Annotated in this window: 12 protein-coding genes; 8 read left to right on the forward strand and 4 right to left on the reverse strand. The window is 41.4% G+C overall.

Translation table 11 applies throughout. The features are described from left to right. Window positions 1–70: 70 nt before the first annotated feature. The 5 genes from acs (at window position 71) to mtnP (ending at window position 6,819) form a co-directional block, all read left to right on the forward strand. Entirely contained in the window at window positions 71–2,035 is a 1,965-nt protein-coding gene (gene acs, locus LEP1GSC060_RS12225) for an acetate--CoA ligase (RefSeq protein WP_036096332.1), read from the forward strand. A 60-nt stretch (window positions 2,036–2,095) separates the two neighbouring features. Further along, window positions 2,096–2,869: a cobalamin-binding protein gene (locus LEP1GSC060_RS12230; RefSeq protein ID WP_036096334.1), complete on the forward strand. Its 774-nt coding sequence runs from the start codon at window positions 2,096–2,098 to the stop codon at window positions 2,867–2,869. Between the two features lie 318 nt (window positions 2,870–3,187). After that, window positions 3,188–4,036, forward strand: coding sequence for a bifunctional helix-turn-helix domain-containing protein/methylated-DNA--[protein]-cysteine S-methyltransferase (locus tag LEP1GSC060_RS12235; protein ID WP_003004311.1), 849 nt, complete (start codon window positions 3,188–3,190; stop codon window positions 4,034–4,036). Between the two features lie 252 nt (window positions 4,037–4,288). Beyond that, window positions 4,289–5,857: a methyl-accepting chemotaxis protein gene (locus LEP1GSC060_RS12240; RefSeq protein WP_036096281.1), complete on the forward strand. Its 1,569-nt coding sequence runs from the start codon at window positions 4,289–4,291 to the stop codon at window positions 5,855–5,857. 98 nt (window positions 5,858–5,955) lie between these two features. Further along, window positions 5,956–6,819 (forward strand): S-methyl-5'-thioadenosine phosphorylase, encoded by an 864-nt coding sequence (mtnP, locus tag LEP1GSC060_RS12245; RefSeq protein WP_003004062.1) that lies wholly within the window; start codon window positions 5,956–5,958, stop codon window positions 6,817–6,819. Between the two features lie 196 nt (window positions 6,820–7,015). Here mtnP and LEP1GSC060_RS12250 read toward each other — a convergent pair whose 3' ends face one another. Together LEP1GSC060_RS12250 and LEP1GSC060_RS12255 are read right to left on the reverse strand one after the other, a co-directional pair. Further along, window positions 7,016–7,846, reverse strand: coding sequence for an alpha/beta hydrolase (locus LEP1GSC060_RS12250; RefSeq protein ID WP_196221643.1), 831 nt, complete (start codon window positions 7,844–7,846; stop codon window positions 7,016–7,018). 7 nt (window positions 7,847–7,853) lie between these two features. Continuing rightward, a complete protein-coding gene (locus LEP1GSC060_RS12255) occupies window positions 7,854–9,185 on the reverse strand; it encodes an alkaline phosphatase D family protein (protein ID WP_003004602.1) in 1,332 nt (443 codons plus the stop codon). 867 nt (window positions 9,186–10,052) lie between these two features. Here LEP1GSC060_RS12255 and LEP1GSC060_RS12265 point away from each other — a divergent pair. Together LEP1GSC060_RS12265 and LEP1GSC060_RS12270 are read left to right on the forward strand one after the other, a co-directional pair. Then, window positions 10,053–11,513: an NAD-dependent succinate-semialdehyde dehydrogenase gene (locus tag LEP1GSC060_RS12265; RefSeq protein ID WP_003004616.1), complete on the forward strand. Its 1,461-nt coding sequence runs from the start codon at window positions 10,053–10,055 to the stop codon at window positions 11,511–11,513. Window positions 11,514–11,816: 303 nt separating this feature from the next. Then, window positions 11,817–14,978 carry a SpoIIE family protein phosphatase gene (locus LEP1GSC060_RS12270; RefSeq protein WP_003004432.1) on the forward strand — a complete coding sequence of 1,054 codons (3,162 nt, stop codon included), beginning with the start codon at window positions 11,817–11,819 and terminating at the stop codon, window positions 14,976–14,978. Window positions 14,979–14,985: 7 nt separating this feature from the next. On the opposite strand, the gene LEP1GSC060_RS12275 is transcribed toward LEP1GSC060_RS12270, so the two are convergent. Further along, window positions 14,986–15,435 carry an OsmC family protein gene (locus LEP1GSC060_RS12275; protein ID WP_003004541.1) on the reverse strand — a complete coding sequence of 150 codons (450 nt, stop codon included), beginning with the start codon at window positions 15,433–15,435 and terminating at the stop codon, window positions 14,986–14,988. 57 nt (window positions 15,436–15,492) lie between these two features. After that, window positions 15,493–17,082, reverse strand: coding sequence for a methyl-accepting chemotaxis protein (locus LEP1GSC060_RS12280; protein WP_003004778.1), 1,590 nt, complete (start codon window positions 17,080–17,082; stop codon window positions 15,493–15,495). A 961-nt stretch (window positions 17,083–18,043) separates the two neighbouring features. On the opposite strand from LEP1GSC060_RS12280, the gene LEP1GSC060_RS12285 reads away from it, so the two are divergent. Continuing rightward, a complete protein-coding gene (locus LEP1GSC060_RS12285; protein ID WP_003004419.1) occupies window positions 18,044–18,781 on the forward strand; it encodes a phosphoadenylyl-sulfate reductase in 738 nt (245 codons plus the stop codon). Window positions 18,782–18,787 lie beyond the last annotated feature (6 nt).

The following is an 18,787-nucleotide window of genomic DNA, read 5'->3' on the forward strand; positions in this document are numbered from 1 at the left end:
AATTCCGTTTTCGCAATTTGGTGGACAGAGGAAAAAAAAGAGACATTCTTTGCCGAATCCGGAGGAAGTTATGGCAAAAGAACGAATCGTTCCACCATCCGCAGAATTTAAAAAAAATACGAACATCACTCTCAAAGATTATAAATCTCTTTATAAAGAATCCATTGAAAAGCCGAACCAATTTTGGGCCAGAGAAGCCAATCGACTGACTTGGTTTAAAAAATGGACCAAGGTTTTAAGTCACGATTTTAAAAACGCAAAAGTGGAATGGTTTAAAGGCGGAAAACTCAACGTTTCCTACAACTGCTTAGATCGTCATATCGACACTCCTCTAAAAAACAAAGCCGCTTTGATTTGGGAAGGGGACAATCCCGCGGAATCCAGAATTCTTACCTACTTCGACGTTTATAGGGAAGTGAATCGTCTTGCAAACGTCCTCAAAAAGTACGGAGTCAAAAAAGGGGATCGGGTTTTAGTTTATCTTCCGATGATTCCCGAATTAGCCATTACAATTCTTGCATGTACTCGGATCGGCGCGATTCATTCCGTCGTGTTCGGAGGTTTTTCTCCGGAAGCTCTTCAAAGTAGAATCGACGATTGTAAACCGAAGTTGATTGTCACTGCGGACGGCGGTTTTCGAGGCGGCAAACCAGTTGAACTCAAAAAGAACGTGGATCTTGCTCTTGAAAAATCCAAGGAGAACGTTAAAACCGTAATCGTAGTTCGTCGCACGGGAAACGAATCCGGTCTGACTTGGAAAGACGGTCGGGATCATTGGTATCATTTTTTGATGAACGATCCGAATTTACCTTTTTATTGTAAACCGGAGCCGATGGACGCGGAAGATCCTCTTTTTATTCTTTATACTTCCGGTTCTACCGGAAAACCGAAAGGGGTTCTGCATACTACGGGCGGTTATCTTCTCGGAGTTAATTTAACATTTCATTATGTATTCGATATCAAACCGGAAGATACGTATTGGTGTACGGCGGATATCGGTTGGGTGACGGGGCATTCTTATTTAGTTTACGGTCCTTTATCCAACGGAGCTTCTTCCGTTATGTTCGAAGGGGTTCCTTCTTATCCGGACGCCGGAAGATTTTGGGACGTCATTGATAAGTACGGAGTGAATATCTTTTACACGGCTCCGACTGCGATCCGCGCTTTGATGAGAGAGGGTTTAGATCATATTCAAAAAAGAGAATTGAGTTCTCTTCGTCTTTTGGGTTCAGTCGGAGAACCGATCAATCCCGAAGCTTGGGAATGGTATTTTAAGAATATCGGAAAAAACAAATGCCCTATCGTGGATACTTGGTGGCAGACCGAAACCGGATCGATTATGATTACGGCGCTTCCGGGAGCCATTCCGCAAAAACCCGGATCGGCGACATTACCGTTTTTCGGAGTTCAACCGGTCTTAGTGGATAACGACGGAAAAGAACTCGCAGACAAGGGGGAAGTTTCCGGAAACCTGTGTATCAAAAGTCCTTGGCCTTCGATGATGCGAGGAGTTTACGGAGATCCGAAACGATTCTTTGATACGTATTTCTCCCAATTTAAAGGTTATTATTTTACAGGAGACGGAGCGCGCAGAGATAAAGACGGTTATTATTGGATCACGGGTCGAGTGGACGATGTGATTAACGTTTCCGGACATAGGATCGGAAGCGCCGAAGTGGAAAGCGCGCTGGTCGAAAACAAATCCGTCGCCGAAGCGGCGGTGGTCGGATTTCCGCACGATATCAAAGGTCAGGGAATCTACGCTTATGTGACCGTCAAAGAAGGTGTTACGACTAACGACGATTTGAAAAAGGATCTCATCGCAACCGTTGAAAAGGTGATCGGTAAAATTGCGAGACCGGACGTGATTCATTGGGCGCCGGGGCTTCCGAAAACTCGCTCCGGAAAAATTATGAGAAGAATTTTGAGAAAGATCGCCTCCGGAGAATTTGACGGACTCGGCGATACGTCGACACTTGCGGATCCTTCCGTGGTTCAGAAGTTGATCGAAGACAAAAAAGAATTTCACAGTTAATATGGATTGGTGGAAAATGTTTGGGCATGTCGAGCGATTCATAGAAAGAGGGATAAGAATTTGATGGGACCGAAAAGAATCGTCTGTCTTACCGAAGAAACGACCGAGTTATTTTATTGGCTCGGAGTGGAGGATCGTATCGTAGGAATTTCCGCGTATACCGTTCGACCTTTCAGAGCCAAAGAGGAAAAACCCAAAGTCTCTGCGTTTATCAACGGAAATATCAAACGAATCAAAGAACTAAAGCCGGATCTTATCATCGGCTTTTCCGACATTCAAGCGGAACTTGCAAAGGAACTGATCGGCGAAGGATTGAACGTCCTCGTAACGAATCAAAGAACGATCGCCGAAATCTTAGATACGATGTTGTTGTTCGGCTCTATTGTAGGAAAGGGAAACGAAACACGAACTTTGATCGAAGGTTGGAAAAGAAAGTTAGACGAAATTGAACAAAGATATTCTTCTCGAAACCGTATTTCCGTTTTCTTTCAAGAATGGGACGAACCGATCATTACGGGGATTTCCTGGGTTAGCGAATTGATCGAATTTGCGGGCGGAAAAGATTGTTTTGAACAACTCAAAACAAAATCTTTGGCGAAGGATAGGATCATCACGTCGACGGATGTGGCAAAAGCAAATCCGGACGTTTACATAGGTTCTTGGTGTGGAAAGCCGGTGAACTTTGAATGGGTGCAAAAACATCCGGATTGGCAAAATGTGAATGCGATTCGAAATCGAAAAATTTACGAATTGGATCCTTCGATTATTCTTCAACCGGGTCCCGCATTGTTTGAAGAAGGGATCGATCAACTCGTAAAGCTGATTCATTCTTGAAGATGGTTCCGGGTAAAAAACGGAATTTTACGGAATAGAGTTGATGAAAAATTAATTCTCCATTTGTTTCCGTTTCATTGAAATGGACGACTGACGCAGTTTTGTTAATGCGACTATTGAATTTTTCAACAACTCGAATAGTTTGTCGGAATACGTTTAAGGGAAAACATACTCAAATGAAAATTTGTGGGAACTCCTACGAAAAGATTTACGAATCGCAAAAACCGAGAAAAAAGAACGAATTGAGAACTTACAAAATATTTTAAAAACAGCAAGGATCGGGTTTTAAAAAACGTAGGTTTCGGATAACATTCGAATATGGATCATTACAAAAAAATCGCAGCGGCCATTCAATTCATACAAAAACACGCGGTTTCTCAACCCGAATTGGACGAAATCGCAAAATCCGTAAACTTAAGTCCGTTTCATTTTCAAAGACTTTTTACCGAATGGGCCGGTGTTAGCCCGAAACAGTTTTTGCAATACCTTACATTACAAAATGCTAAATCTATACTTTCCAAACCGCAAACGACTTTGTTTGACGCCGCGTTTGAAACCGGATTGTCCGGAACGAGTCGATTACACGACCTCTTCGTAAAAATCGAAGGAATGACTCCCGGAGAATTTAAAAACGGGGGAGAAAAACTCAAAATTCGATACAGCTTTCAAAAAAGCGTCTTCGGCGATTACGCGATCGCTTCCACTGAAAAAGGAATTTGTAATTTATTCTTTTATGATATATCCGAAGAACAAGTCGTTTCCGAACTGAAAGAACAGTGGGATCAAGCCGATCTGATTTCACAAACGGACGAGAATCAAAACCGAGTCGTTCGATTTTTCGACAAAACATTAAACGGAAAAGAGAAAATCAAACTTCATCTCAAGGGAACCGATTTTCAAATCAAGGTCTGGGAAGCGCTTCTTAAAATCCCGGAAGGTAAATTGTCTTCTTACGCGGATATAGCCGATTCCATCGGGCAAAAAAGCGCGTCGAGAGCGGTTGGAACGGCGATCGGCAGAAACCCGATCGGATATCTGATCCCTTGTCATCGTGTGATCAAAAGCACGGGCGGGATCGGAGAATATCGCTGGGGTTCCGAAAGAAAAATGGCCATGATCGGTTGGGAAGCGAGCAAAGCGAACAATTTAGTTTCGGACAAATCCTAAAATCGAAAATTCCGGAAAAGATTTTGAGGTCGTTTCGAAAACATAAAAAGGATTCAGCGTATCCTGAAAGTTTCTTCTTCCAACCGTTTTCCGGCTCGAATAAACCCGAGATTTCGAACAAATATTAAGAATGAATGTAAAAATTCCATCGTTCTGAAATTACAATTTGTCTTTTTATAATACGGCCACAAGATTTCCGAAAGAGTTTCCTCTTTTCATTTACTTAAATGAAATTTTATAAACGTTTGGTTTATGTCAAATCAGTCTATAGAATCCATTCGCAAAAAGGGAGAAGCGCTCACTTATTACTCCAGAATGGGAATTATGGTTATGATGTTGATCTCTTTGGCTTCGAGTTTTAAAGCCCTTCAGTATCAGATCAAAATCATTCATTCTTCCGCCGCTTCTTTCATGTTGGTTTATACGATTTTCGGATTTATCCTATATAAAAAATACAACGTCAAACATTGGGTTCATAATTTATTTATAATATTTGATTCTCTTATATTGAGTATGACGATTTTTTTGGACAGTATGGTTTCCTCGGAGATCATTGCGCCGGTTCTTAAAAACGCGATTCTTTATTCCGTTTATTATTTCATTATCGCCTATTCGGGTTTGTTGGGAAGACCCAATTTTGTGCTCCTTACGGGTATGGTTTGTTCAATGGGATATACGATCGCCCTGACCAATGCTTCGTTTCACGGGTTACAATTTTCCGAAGACAACGCGATCAATATGAAACCGGGTCATCTTAAACTCAGCGCGGAAATCACTAAGATTGTTTTTATGGCCGGAGTCAGTTTTATCCTTTATCGTTTGATGAATCTATTCGACGAGTTGTATAAGGAAGCGGTCACCTATTTCGAAGAGAATAAGAATTTTTTGAATAAGTTGGAAAATAACAGAAAGATAATTCATTCTTCCGCGGAAACCTTGGAGACTTCGGTGACGAACTTTTCGGAATTTACGAGTTTAACCAGCGCAAAGATGGAATCGCAAGCCGCTTCTCTGGAAGAAGTCAACGCGGTGATCGTGTCCTTATCCAAAGGTTCAGAAAATAACGCAGATTCGATTCGAATTCAAAATGAGAATCTGATCGAACTCAATCAAAAATCCCAGGTTCTTTTGGACGTGATCGCAAAAATATCCGAACACTCCAAAGGTTTGGATACGAATGCGAAAGAAAGTAAAATGGAAATGGAAGTCGTAAAAGAATCCGTTGAAAAAACCGGCGAGTTCTTAAAGAACATTTCGAATTCGTTTCAACGTGTGGATGAGATCAATCGTATCCTTGGAGAAATTGCGGATAAAACCAATCTTCTTTCGTTGAACGCTTCGATCGAAGCCGCTCGTGCGGGCGCCGCAGGACGCGGATTTGCCGTAGTCGCTCAAGAGGTCAGTAAACTCGCCGAATTCACCGCCACAAATGCGAAGATGATTTCCAAGGTCGTTCAAGAATCCCTCGAATTTATCGAAGAGGCGAACGCGGCTTCTCAAGGTACGGGTCATTTGACGGAAAACCAGAGCGCCAAGATCAATCTTACCGTTTCTAAAATCGAAGAGATGAACGGGTTGTATGAACGCGGAACTACGATCGTAAATGATTTTGTAAAAAATCTAGAGAAAGTAAAAAAACTATCGGACGAATTATTTTATTCTACGGAAGAACAAATGACCGGTCAAAAAGAAATGATGAAGGCCATGTTGGAGTTGGAAAAAGAAGTCAACGAGATCACACAGGAATCCGGAAAAATTCAAGACGGAGTTTTGCAGATTAAAACTCAGTCGAAAGATTTGAAGGCATTGAGCGTCGTTTAAATCGATTCCGTTGAAACACTTCCGATTTACAATTTAGATCCTCTTTCCAAAACTGTCCTTGAAGAAATCATAACTTTCTTTTTTAGGAGAGCGGGTTCATGTCTTATAATATAAAAGCGGCCGTCATCGGCGGAACGGGACTCTACAGTTTGGACGGAATGGAATTGATCGAAGAGATTCATCCGGATACTCCTTGGGGAAAACCTTCCGACAAAATTAAAATCGGTAAATACAAAGAAAAGCTGATCGCTTTCTTACCGAGACACGGGATCGGACATTTTCTTTCGCCGCCCGAAGTTCCCAATCACGCGAACATCTGCGCTCTCAAACAACTTGGTGTGGAGGAGATCGTAGCATTCAGTTCGGTTGGGAGTTTGCGGGAAGAAATCAAACCTCTCGATTTCGTTTTACCTTCTCAAATCATCGATCGTACTCGTTTAAGAAATTCCACTTATTTCGGGAACGGAGTTGTCGCACACGCTCCGTTTGCGGAACCGTTTTCTCATAACCTAAGTAAAAGAATCGAACAAGCCGCTAAAAAGATCGGTTTGAAAATTCATACGGATAAAACCTTGGTTTGTATGGAAGGGCCTCTTTTTTCCACGAAGGCGGAATCCCATCTTTATCGTTCTTGGGGCGCGGACATTATCAACATGACTGTACTTCCCGAAGCGAAACTCGCGCGCGAAGCGGAGATCGCCTATCAGATGATTTGTATGTCCACGGATTACGACTGTTGGAGAGAAGGAGAAGAATCCGTCACCGTTGAAATGGTCATCGCCAATCTTACGAAAAACGCAGAGACCGCTAAAAAACTTCTTTCGGAGTTGATTCACGGAATCGGAAACGGGGACGATCTGAGTTTAAAAAATAGTACACGTTATTCGATCATTACGGCGCCCGAAAAAAGAAATCCCGAGACCGTAAAAAAACTCAAAGTTCTTTTTCCCGAATATTTTTAATCCGATTAACGATTCGTTTCGGACTTACCTATAAGGGCGGCTCCATTCTTTGGGCAAAACCCAAAGAATGGACCGGGCTCTCCGCTTCAATCTGCAAAGCAACATGAGATACGGCCGTATTCATTAGAATTTTATCAAGTGCATGTTGCATTGCAGTATTTACGCTTCGATCCCTTCCGCATTCGTGAAACCGAATTCACTCGAATCGAATTTCATCCAGGCTTTGTTTCAAGGCCCGGCGGTATTCCGGGTAAACCGTAAGATCGTTGTGGGAACCGTTCGGGATCGTAAAAAGAATCGCGTCCCGGTTTCGTTCTTTCAATTTTTTGAATATGATTTCCGAGTTGGAATACGGAACGATTTCGTCCCGTGTTCCGTGAAAGATCCTGATTTTAGAACGTACAACTTCCAGTTTGGTTAAGTTTCGAAATTGAAACCGCAACATCCAAGGTCGCAGGAACGGATAATAATTTTTGGCGAGAGACGGTAAATCCGTAAACGGGGTTTCTAAAAATAAATTGAGATCCGGATTTTTAAAAACCAAGTTCGCGGCAACTCCGGTGCCGATGGAACGACCGTAGATAACGATCTCGTTTCTGGGGATCTTAAGTTCATGGAGCGCATAACGCAACCATAACTCGGCGTCTTCGTTCATGGATTTTTCCGAAATACTTCCCGAATTTTTTCCATAACCTCGGTAGTCGGTGATTAAGAGATTCCATCCAAGAGGAAGAAAGTTTTCGTAAATTTCTCCCCAAGTTCTCAGACTTCCCGCGTTTCCATGAAAGAACAAAACCGTTTTTTTGGAAACGTTACTCTTCGATCGAAAGAAAAGTCCGTAACTGATTTCTCCATCCGGCGTATCGAGTTTGATTTCTTGGAATTCATTCGAAAAACTGAATATGAAGTTTTCGGGAAGTTTTTCCGGAAAAAAAATCAACCGGTCTTGATTCCACCAAACGAGAAATAAAAACAAAAGGACGGCGGAAAATAAAAATGTAAAAATGAGATTCATGGGTCGTTTCATACGATGATTAAGGGGTCGGAAGGATTTCCTTTTTCCAAAGTTCTTTTCCGTATGCGTCCAATATTTGCAGAATCAGTTTTCTTTCACCTCGTTTTCCGCTTACGGAAACCATTCCGAAATTTCTTTGATCGACAAGGGTTCCTTCCACACGCAAAGGATTTTTTTCCGACACCGGCGAATGATATCTGGAGGTTAAAGGTGAAACCGTAAAATCATAAATCGGTAAGTCGTCCTCGTCGATAAAATTCAACTCCGTATGATGACGATCGCCCGTCAGAAAAATCAGATTTTTAATTTTTAGATCTCGAATCGCGGAAAGGATTTTTTTTCTTTCTTCGGGATAGGTTGCGTAATTTTCAAAAATGGAATTCGGATTTAAAAATTGTCCGCCGATCGCCACAAACTTAAACGTAGCCTTTGAATACGCCAAAGAATTAACGAGCCATTGGAATTGTTTTTCACCCAGGATCTGTCTCGGACCGATCACCTTATTGTTGTTAGCCGTTCTAAAGGTTCGATTATCCAAAAGAAAAAATTGAACGTCTCCCCAAATAAAGGAGCCGTAGGTACCTTCCTTTGCGTAATTCGGATTTCCCCAGTGGAGTTTAAACATTTCTTCCGAAGTATCCTTCATCCAAAACGAGGAATCCCCGTCGTTCGGACCGAAGTCGTGATCGTCCCAAATCGCATAGTGATGGACCGATGCAAAGAGCGGAGCGAGTTCGGGAATTCCGCGTTGATGTTTGTAACGATGAAAAAAACCGGTTCTTGAATCCCAATCCGGTTCTCTTAAATAGATATTGTCTCCGAGCCAGAGCATAAAATCCGGTTTTTTGGAAAAAATGGAATTAAAGATAAAGTATTCGCCGCCGTAGGGTTTTCCCGGAACGTCGAATTCGGTTTCGTTGACGTAAGCGCAACTGCCGAGCGCAAATGAGAACGAGGGCGGATCTTGACGGGACGTATAGGCAAAGAATGATTGTGCTTGAAAGATTTGCGGATGTTCGCCTTTGATTTTTTTACCGTCTATAAGTATATTATAATGATATTTTCTACCGGGTTCCACGCGGTTTGCGATCAACTTTGCGATAAAACCCGTTTCGGATTTCGTTTGAATTTCTTCGGAAATAAATCTGTTTTTAGGGTTTCCAATTTCAGAATATTCTAATGTAACTTTAGACGTTTTATCGGTTTGAACCCAGACTAAAACTTCCTTTAAGGTGGAATATCCCAAGATCGGCCCGGAAACGATTTTTGCCGATTCCGCGTTGAGTTGAAGATTGAATGAGAGAAGGAAACAGTAGAAAAACGTTTTGAGTTTTAAGGTGTTAGGTTTCATAAATAGACGTCCTTTGGGTGTTTTTATATTGCGGCGAACGTAAAAAGTTCAAGGAAAAACGATCAGAGCTCGTCCCAAAATTTAAAACAATCGCAGAGATTTTGCGGCCCATTCTCCGATAAAATCGAAGGGATTCTTTATAAATAGAGTTGTTGAAAAATTCAACAGTCGCAATTAACAAAACCGCTTCGATCGCCCATTTCAATGAAACGGAAACAAATGGAGAATTAATTTTTCAACAACTCTAATGATAGATTAGAAAAGTTTATCCCCAAACGTCTCGGATTCATTCTCGCATTTTTCGTAGGATTTGGGACAAGCTTTAGGTTTATGATGGGACTTTTGAATTAGGATGCGGTCAATGAAAAAAATATCCCGAATTAATTATTCGATTATTATTGAATACTCATGTTATGATTGTAATGAATTTTATTGTGATTTTTTGTAACTAAAGTAGTGTGAGTTCGGTATAACAAATGCGAAAGCGATTGAGGCGGAGTCAATAAATTGAAACGAAAGGCGATATATTGTATAACGTTTCTTTCATGCAATTTATTGACTATAGCTGAAAGCGCGGTCGCGAGCAATTTTAGCTATGAAATTCGCGAGCTGCGGAACGACCCATCGCGAGCGATTCGCCCAGATTTTCAGCCGCCGAACTCACGCTAAATTATCGGTTCATAAAAGAGCCCGGGAAATTCAAAATTAAAATCGATCCGTTTAAAAACTTGAAGATTCTTTGAAATGAAATCGGCGCCGGCGCGGTCGTCGTTTTATCGTGATCATTCTAAAAAAAATCTTTGCATACAAAACGGATTCCACTTTCTTTTTATCGTTTTGGGAATATAAAAAAGAAGAGGTCGCGCCTTGAGTTTGAAATTTCTTCATAGAAAAGAGTTATTTAAAGAAGAGGCTTTTTGGGGAGGATCTTGGAAGTCCGGAGATCCTAGTCAAAAAATTTCCGTATACAATCCCGCAAACCTTGAGGTCGTAGGTTCGGTTCCTTCCTTAGGTCCAAAGGAAACTTTGGAGGCGATTCAAACTTCGGTGTTGGCGTTTTCAGATTGGTCGAGTAGGCCCGCAAAAGAACGTTCGATTCTCATTCGAAACTGGGCCGAAAAAATGAAAGAAAATCGGGAAGACCTCGCGATTCTAATGACTTTGGAACAGGGAAAACCTTTAAGCGAGTCGAGGAATGAAATTGATTATGCGTCCTCTTTTTTGGAATGGTTTTCCGAGGAAGCGAAACGTACTTACGGAGACATCGTACCGAGTCATAGGAAAGATACGAAGATTGAAATATTAAAACAACCCGTCGGCGTGTGTGGAATTTTAACTCCTTGGAATTTTCCTTCTTCGATGATCACTCGTAAAGCGGGTGCGGCTTTGGCCGCGGGTTGTACGGTAATCGGTAAACCTTCCGAGTTAACTCCGTTCTCCGCGCTCGCGTTAGTCGCGCTTGCACAGGAAGCGGGCATTCCGGATGGAGTTTTTCAAGTCCTGACGGGTTATCCGGAAAAAATCGCGAACACTTTAATCGATCATACGGACGTAAAGAAGATCAGCTTTACCGGTTCCACGCGCGTTGGGAAACTGATCATGGAAAGAAGTTCTAAAACGTTAAAACGACTTTCTCTGGAGTTGGGAGGGAACGCCCCCTTTTTGATTTTCGACGATGCGGATCTGGAAGCCGCCGTTAACGGTGCGATTCTTTCCAAGTTTAGAAATTCGGGACAAACCTGCGTATGTGCGAATCGATTTTTGGTTCAGAAAGGGATTTATGACGAGTTTATAAATTCGTTTTCAAAAGCGGTTTTAAAATTAAGAACGGGAAACGGATTCGAAAAAGACGTGAACGTCGGTCCGTTGATCAACGAAGCGGCGGTCCGCAAAATGGAAAGTCATGTCGAAAACGCAATATCAACCGGAGCGAAACTCACGGTTGGCGGAAACCGAATGGAACCCGGTAAATTATTTTTTTCTCCGACCGTCGTTTCCGATGTGAAAGAAAATTCCCTTTCGATGAAAGAGGAAATTTTCGGACCGATCGCTCCGGTATATCGGTTTGAGTCGATGGAAGAGGCGATTCAAATCGCGAATTCCACACCTTCCGGATTGGCGGCTTACGCTTATACCGAGGATTATAGAAAGATCCGACTTCTTTCGGAAAAAATCGAATCGGGAATCTTGGGAATCAACGAAGGACTGATTTCCTGCGAGCAAGCGCCGTTCGGCGGAGTGAAAGAATCCGGCTTTGGAAGAGAAGGATCGAAATACGGAACTTACGAATATCTTAATGTCAAATATGTTTGCATCGGCGGATTTTAAGAAGCGATGAATGGCGTTAGTTTATATTCTGCTCGAAAAACAAATCTTTTATTATAAAAATCTAACGTTGTGCAACTCAAACTCTTTCTTTTTTAAACCGAAGAGCATCGATTTTTATGACTTCTTAGACACATTCTTTTTAAAGAACGTCATTTACACAGGATGGCTGACACTACCTATCTATGACATTGCTTCCGATTCCTTATGTTTTCGATCGTTTGTCATTCGTAATATTCATATTTGTTTCTAATTTCCTTTTTGCTTGACGTTAATGATTTGAAGAAGTTTTTAGAGTGCCTGCATATGGATCCAATCTATTTAAATTATTTTTCTTTGGCTTCGTTGATCGGTGTTCTCTTTATCGGGTTCACGACGTTCTTTTTCTTTTCCATTCAGGAAAAAGCTTCGGGTACGATTTATCTCAGTATGGGCATCTTATGCCTCGGAATATTTCATCTCGGTTATATGGTCGGTTTTCCTTTTTACGGGCCTTGGTCCGTGTTCCATAGATGGATCGTAATCCCTTCTCCCTTTTGGGGATTTTTATTTCTCGTCATGTTTTTTCTTCATTATCCGCAACCGGTTTCCAAAAAGATAACGATCCCGATTTTTTCGATCGCGCTTACGGGTATAATCTTCGTCTGCCTCTGGTATTATTACGAGTCGTTCTTTGCGAAAAGGGTTTTTTATTTTTCGGGTCATTATTGGGATTTTCAAATCAATCTTTTCTATAAGGTTTATTCGGGAGTTATCCTTCTTTATACCTTCCTTTTTACGTCGATCGGTTTTTGGAGAATGATAAAACTGAAAGGAAAGGAAAGGATCATCACGGGAATTATCCTTATACCGATGACGTTAGTCACTCTTGTTCCGGGGATATTCAACGCGATGAGTAGGGACGGGGCGGTTTCCAGGGAATTGTATCAGACGGTTTTGGACATTTCTCTCGTAATCGGTTTGTTTGTCGTGCTCGTAGGTTATATCAATTATACGAGCGAAAAAACCTCCATTCTTTCCAGAATCACCGGGATCACCTTGGCTACTTTTTTTCTGATCTTACAGATCGTTAGCATATTCATCTTCAATCAATACGAAGAATCATACGACTTGATCAAAAGAAAAGAGGTTAGACTTTCCGCATCCGGTTCGGAAGTTTCCAAGGATGTGGAATACGTTTTCGAGTACGATCCCGAAACGGATTCGATAAAGTCCTTCTTTCCGAAAAATTCCAAACAGCCGGACGAATCCGCGTTGAGAGAATTCCGTTTTTTTAATATAGCTCACAATCTTTTCAAACTTCCCTCTCTTCCCAATCAAGAATTTAAACAAAGGGCGGAAGATATATTAAAGAATTCTCCTTCCGATTTTGAAGCGTATAAAGCGGGAATAAGAGAATATCTTTTTTCCCGAAAAGAAACCCAACTTTCGGGAAAGGATATGGAATCGTTTTTCGACGATTTGGAAAATAAATCGGTCGTACTTAGAAACAAATACTTTCATTTACCTCCGAAGGAAAAAAACGATCCGGTCTCTTTGGATAAACTCTTTCAATCGAACGTTCCCGGAATCGGCGGAACTCTCAAGGAATTGAAAAAAGCCGCGTTGAATCCGAACGTAACGGATTCGGTTAAAAGAGATCGGATTTTCAATACGCTTCTTACACAGATAAGAAAACCGGATGAGAGAACTTACAAAGGGGAAAGAATCTACGAATTGGGCGGACCGATCCCCAAACATTACATTTCTTATTTTTATGTGTCCGGAGGAAAAATTTACGAGGTCGGGTTTCGATACTTGTCCTTAAGAGAATTTCTAAATCCTACCGGTAAAATTTTGTATATATCCGCGCTTTGTATTTTGTTTCTCGTTTTGTTCGGATTTCGTTTTTTCTTTCAAGGAGCTTTGCTCAATCCTCTCGAAGATGTCGTGACCGGTTTGAGAGAAGCGAATTCCGGGAACTTGGAATATCGTCTTCAAGTAAAAGTGGAGGACGAAATCGGATTTATCTCCCGTTCGTTTAACAGAATGGCGAGATCGATTCAAGCCGCCAGAAAACGTCTGCAAGAATATGCGGATGAGTTGGAGGAAAAGGTAAAAGAAAGAACTAAAGAATTGCAACAGACCCTGGAAGAAGTTCAAGATTTGAAACAACAACAAGACGGAGATTATTTTTTAACTTCCCTATTGATCAAACCTTTGGGTTCGAACAAAGCCCGTCAGGAAAACGTAAAAGTGGATTTTCTGATCGAACAAAAAAAGAAATTCTCTTTTAGAAGATTCAAGGATGAAATCGGAGGAGATATCAATATCTCCAACGGAATCGAATTGCAGGATCGATATTTTACCGTATTCTTAAACGCGGATGCGATGGGTAAGTCCATGCAGGGCGCGGGAGGAGCGCTCGTACTCGGAGCCGTTTTCGAATCGATCCTAGAAAGAACCCGAATGGCGGCTTCGGTGAAGGAGCAGTCTCCCGAACGTTGGATGAAAAACGCTTTTTTGGAGTTGCATAAAGTTTTTGAAAGTTTCGACGGTTCCATGCTCGTATCACTCGTGTTAGGCGTTATAGACGACGAAGCGGGTTTGTTGTATTTTATCAATGCGGAACATCCTTGGACGGTTTTGTATCGGGACGGAATCGCAAGTTTTATCGAAGACGATCTTATGTTCAGAAAGTTGGGAACCACGGGAATGGACGGAACCGTTTTTATCAAAACCTTTCAAATGGAACCGGGAGACGTAATTATCGCCGGATCGGACGGAAGAGACGATCTGCTTCTCGGTACGGATTCCGAAGGCGGAAGAATCATCAACGACGACGAAAAACTTTTTTTGAAGCAGGTTGAAGAAGGTAACGGGGACTTACAATCGATCTACGAGGGAATTCAAAAATACGGAAGTTTAACGGACGATTTTTCTTTGGTTCGAGTTTCGTTTAAGGAAAATCCTAGCCGATCTAAAATCGCACAAGTACACGAAAGAGAACAAATCAGAGAACTTCTCAAAAAGGCCAAAGAAGAGGCGGGAAATAAGGAGATTGAAGAGGCGATTTCTTTTCTTGAGCAGGCGGAATCTTTAAACAGTCAAATTCCCGAAGTGAAAAAACTGTTCGTAAGTCTTTTTCTTAAAAAGAAGGATTATAAAAACGCGGCGATCTACGCGGAAGATTATCTAAATTTAAAACCGGTGGATAAGGAGATTCTTTACATCGCGTCGAATGCGGCTCGTAAGGCGGGAAGTTTCCAAAAAGCATTGGACTTCGGAGAAAGATTGAAGTTGAGAGAACCGACTCATATTAGGAATTTGGTGAATCTCGCCCAGATTTACATCGCTTTGAAAAATTACAATCGTGCTATGGAAATGGTTGAAATTGCACTTTCCGTGGATCCGAAACACGAAATCATTTTAAAAATCCAAGAAGTTCTGAGAAAGTATTCTCAGAACATGGCGGAAACCGAGTCGTAACGATCCTTTATCGGGGATGGATCGTCACTTTCGCTTTGATCGAATTTGCAATAAAACAATTTTTATGGGCCTTTTCATGAAGGCCGACTAACGTTTCCAAATCCGGATTTTTTTCCCCCTCAAAGGTTATTTTGGGATGAAGTTCGATTTTAGTAACGACCATTTTTCCTTCTTCGTTCTTTTCCAAGGTTGCTACCGCATCGTCCTGATAATCGGAAACGACGAATCTGCTTTTTGCGGCGACTGCAAGAAAGGTCAAAAAATGGCAACTGCATGCGGAAGAGGCCAATAATTCTTCCGGATTCGTATATTCCGCCTTGCCGTAAGTTTCCGGTGTGGAGGATCCGTATAATTTTTGACCGCCTTCATACTGGATCGAGTGGGTTCTATCATAAGATTCATATTTGAAATCTTCAGGTCCTTTTTTCCAATGTAAGCCGATTTTGTATTCAGACATGTTCGTTTCCTTTTCGAAAAAACTATATAATAATTTTCGAATATTTTCTCGTTAAAATCAATTCGTTTCCGCAACGATCAGTGCATCCGATTGTGTTTCCAGTTCTCTTACAACCACGCTCAAATTTTCGCTTTTTGTCACCAAGGATTCCATAGAATTTTGGAGGAAAAAAATCGCCTCGACGATTCCTTGCAAACCGGTCTTTTGTTCGGAAGAGGCAAGTTCGATTTCGGAAGACAAAGACCGCAAACGATCCAGAGTGGAAAAAAATTGAGAATTGATCTTTTCCTGTTCGTCAAACAACTTCGAAAATTCATCGAACCGAACAAACAAATCCTGAAATAGTGTGTCTTGTTCTTTCACGTGTCCCGCCGTTGTCTCCGCGGATTTTTGTCCCATCACTACGTGATTGGAAGAATCCCGAATGATCTTGGAAATCAGATCCGCATTTCCGGCGCTACTTTCGGCGAGTTTGGAAACTTCTTGCGCGACGACCGCAAAACCTCTGCCCGCGTCCCCGGCCCTTGCCGCCTCGATGGAAGCGTTCAAAGAGAGAAGATTGGTTCTATCTGCGACTTCGGACATGATTCGGTTCACTTCTCCAACGCTTCTAAAAGAATCTCCCAAAGAAACAAGAGATCCGGAAAGTTCTTCCACAAATTCGGTCACCATCGCTCCGGACTTTCTCACTTTATCCATACGTTGATCCAAGGTATAATTAAACTGGGAAATCTTTTCGATAATGGATTTCAGATTGCTGCTGTGTACGATTAAACTTTCAATATTACTAAACTGATTTTTGACGTTATGCGAAGAATTTTCCGTTTGAGACTGAAACTGCTCCATAGTCGAACTGATCTCTTCAAACGAGGAGGCGTGTGTCGAAACTAAAACGGAAAAATCATCCATAAAGCTTTTTAGATTTTTGGATGAATCTTTCAAACATCGAGCGGATTCTTTCATCTTGCCGCTTCGTTGAGCGATCACTTTATGAGATTCTTCTAATTCTTCTTGTCTGTATTTTGAATTTTCCCTCAACCGCATAAACAGTTTCACGAGAATTCTAACGATAAAAGCACAGGCTAGTATGAACAAAATTTTCGTGATTTGTTCGGAAACCGAGGCGTAACCCAATGAGTTGGCGAGTTTCTTATTTTCAGTCAAAATCAAACCGTATCGCGCAGCCGTATAAATCGCCAAAGACTGCGCGCCCCCGGACAAAACTCCGACCCAAAGAACAAAATTAGGAGTGAGTAAAAGTCCTGAAGAAACAATATATAAGTAACTGATACCGTATAATATGGGACTTTTTACCACTCCGGTCGTAAAATCGGGATGATCCATCGTGGCGCCAAGCATAACCAAAAGCTGAACGAAAACGTCCATGATGATAAACACTTTGCTGAGAGTATGCGAAATACTTCCGTTTCTTCGAATCTTATAAAAACTGTAGGAAAAATAAAAAAGCATCACCGTCGTGCCGCTCAGATATAAGGTATTCTGAACCGAATTGGTGCGTTTCCAGTTGATCATAATCGAGACGTAAAAGAGCACAATCAATCCGAATCGAATCCAATTGATATAGGCGGGACCGGAGGCGATGATTTCCTCGTCGGTCTTTCTTTTTGATTCTTTCTTTAGGAACATAGACTAATGAGGGCCGCTCACTTTGAAAAATCAATGGTTTTTCTTAAAACGGGAAATTACGGCGTATACCGAAGATTAGTTTTATTTTATCAAAAAGGTTAGTCTCTGAATCGGCGCCTTGGCCCTCCGATAATCCGCAAGTTTGAATTTTAAATCTCGTAAATAAGAAAGTTTTCATTTTTAAGATTCTATCATATTCGGATTCTTAATTTTACGAATATTCTCGTTTTAGGGGTCAGTGAATAGAATTCAGTTTGACCTTGCCTGCCCGACGTTGACCCACATTACGACCCATAGGGAGTAATGTGCTGAGTTCATTCTTTTTGACTCATGTGTCTCCTATTTTTTAGTAAATTTATTTTCAAATGAGATGGGCGTATTTTAGATGTTAGTAGCTAGGAATTAGGCGTTAGGTGATTACAGAAATAGAAAAATCAACCTTTGTTAAAGCCTGATCGCTCTATTAGGAAAAAGTAACTAACCCCTATCAACTAATTCCTAACTCCTAGAACGTGCGACCGCTTTGGGAAGCAGTTTTTGAACCCGTTCGAAGGAATCCACACCGTAAGGAATGAGATATTCATTTTTAATGATACGTTTTAGTGGATAGGAGTCGGAATTCAGTTACATTTTTTTAATACAGTCATTAGGGTTTAACAAAGATAAAATTCCCTTATTCAGTAAATTAACTAACCACTAGTCACTAAATCCTAACCATTCGAAGCGTGGGAGTTCCCACAAAATCTCGAAATTCTGTCCGAATCGCCTAAATTTCCAGTAAGACTGAGAAAATGCTGGTTATTAAGACCTGATATCAAATATAGTTTACAAAAAATCCAATATATAAAACTTTGGTAACTAAATAGCTCCATTTTTTCTTAAATCTGGACTATTTCTTGATCCATCATAAAATCAAGCTGGATGCGTAAGCTCCCAATTCAAGACTTAGATTATCACGAATATGTTACCACAAGAGTTGGAACAAAAACTTGCGTCTTTGAGTCTGGAAGACGCCTTAGAATGGATCAGCAACGAGTACGGAGAAACTGCGGCTTTCTCCACGAGCTTGGGTCTGGAAGATCAAGTTATCACTCACGTAATTTTCTCCCGAAATTTAAAGATCAGAATTTTCACGTTGGACACGGGCCGTCTTTTTAACGAGACGTACGATCTCCATAAATTGACGAACGCGAGTTACGGTAAGAGGATTGAAACGTATTTCCCGGATACAAATGCGGTTCAGAATTTGATCAACACAAAAGGCCCGGATAGTTTTTACGACTCCGTAGAAAATAGAAAAGAATGTTGTTATATTCGAAAAGTGGAACCCTTGAATCGTGCGTTAGTCGGAACCGAACTTTGGATCACGGGAATTCGTTCCGAACAATCGGATTCCAGAAATTCTCTCACAAAAGTAGAGTTGGATTCCTCTCGTAATATTTTGAAATACCATCCTCTCTTGGATTGGAGTTTGGAAAGAACTCAAGACTTTGTCGATACGTATCGGATTCCGGTTAACGTGTTACACAAAAAAGGATTTCCTTCCATCGGATGCGCTCCTTGCACAAGAGCGGTTCAGCCGGGAGAAGACATCCGGGCCGGAAGATGGTGGTGGGAAGAATCCAATCAAGAATGCGGACTTCACGTCGTCGACGGCAAGTTAGTCCGTCAAAAATCCGGTCCTACAAGAGCGATATGAATTCAA

Source organism: Leptospira weilii serovar Ranarum str. ICFT, assembly GCF_000332415.1.
GTDB lineage: Bacteria > Spirochaetota > Leptospiria > Leptospirales > Leptospiraceae > Leptospira > Leptospira weilii_A.

What these genes read in the sequence shown, in the direction of transcription:
- LEP1GSC060_RS12285 (WP_003004419.1), top strand. Translation starts at nt 18,044, where the DNA reads ATGTTACCACAAGAGTTGGAACAAAAACTTGCGTCTTTGAGTCTGGAA.
- LEP1GSC060_RS12270 (WP_003004432.1), top strand. Translation starts at nt 11,817, where the DNA reads ATGGATCCAATCTATTTAAATTATTTTTCTTTGGCTTCGTTGATCGGT.
- LEP1GSC060_RS12250 (WP_196221643.1), bottom strand. Translation starts at nt 7,846, where the DNA reads ATGAAACGACCCATGAATCTCATTTTTACATTTTTATTTTCCGCCGTC.
- mtnP (WP_003004062.1), top strand. Translation starts at nt 5,956, where the DNA reads ATGTCTTATAATATAAAAGCGGCCGTCATCGGCGGAACGGGACTCTAC.
- LEP1GSC060_RS12275 (WP_003004541.1), bottom strand. Translation starts at nt 15,435, where the DNA reads ATGTCTGAATACAAAATCGGCTTACATTGGAAAAAAGGACCTGAAGAT.
- LEP1GSC060_RS12240 (WP_036096281.1), top strand. Translation starts at nt 4,289, where the DNA reads ATGTCAAATCAGTCTATAGAATCCATTCGCAAAAAGGGAGAAGCGCTC.
- LEP1GSC060_RS12280 (WP_003004778.1), bottom strand. Translation starts at nt 17,082, where the DNA reads ATGTTCCTAAAGAAAGAATCAAAAAGAAAGACCGACGAGGAAATCATC.
- LEP1GSC060_RS12255 (WP_003004602.1), bottom strand. Translation starts at nt 9,185, where the DNA reads ATGAAACCTAACACCTTAAAACTCAAAACGTTTTTCTACTGTTTCCTT.
- LEP1GSC060_RS12235 (WP_003004311.1), top strand. Translation starts at nt 3,188, where the DNA reads ATGGATCATTACAAAAAAATCGCAGCGGCCATTCAATTCATACAAAAA.
- acs (WP_036096332.1), top strand. Translation starts at nt 71, where the DNA reads ATGGCAAAAGAACGAATCGTTCCACCATCCGCAGAATTTAAAAAAAAT.